This window comes from Vibrio sp. 10N.286.46.A8 (assembly GCF_041470165.1).
Classification (GTDB): domain Bacteria; phylum Pseudomonadota; class Gammaproteobacteria; order Enterobacterales; family Vibrionaceae; genus Vibrio; species Vibrio tasmaniensis_A.
On record NZ_JBFRLX010000398.1, the window covers coordinates 1 to 413 of the forward strand.

The window sequence follows — 413 nt, forward strand, 5'->3', positions numbered from 1 at the left end:
CATTTAAATGGATCTCTATTATTTGTTGAGATTTAAAAATATTAAAATAGTAATACTCTTAAATTAGTTAACGAATTCGATTTTGTTTAATGTCATTTACAGCCCTTCACATATTATTACCCATATATGTCAACCTGTTTTCATATTACTAATTAACCTTCTTGGTTTGGAAAAGTGAAAGCCTTGGAATAAGATGTTAGATTTTTTTGGAAGTAGTCGTAGATGTTGAGGATTTTCAACGCCTTCGACAATCAAGGTTACATCAATACGCTCAGATAGCTTAACCATAAACTTAAGTGTCTCATTGGCCACAATATCTTCCTGACATTTTTGTAGTAACGACTTATCTAGCTTAATAAAATCAAAATATTTTTCTGATAAAAGGTTAAAATTGGAGTAACCACATCCAAAAT

General features: G+C 29.5%; 1 protein-coding gene. It reads right to left on the minus strand.

Features of this window, described 5'->3' with window-relative positions; genetic code table 11:
• Positions 1 to 129: 129 nt before the first annotated feature.
• Positions 130 to 413: EAL domain-containing protein (locus tag AB4232_RS22675; protein ID WP_372088111.1), on the minus strand; the 284-nt coding region annotated here is incomplete at its 5' end.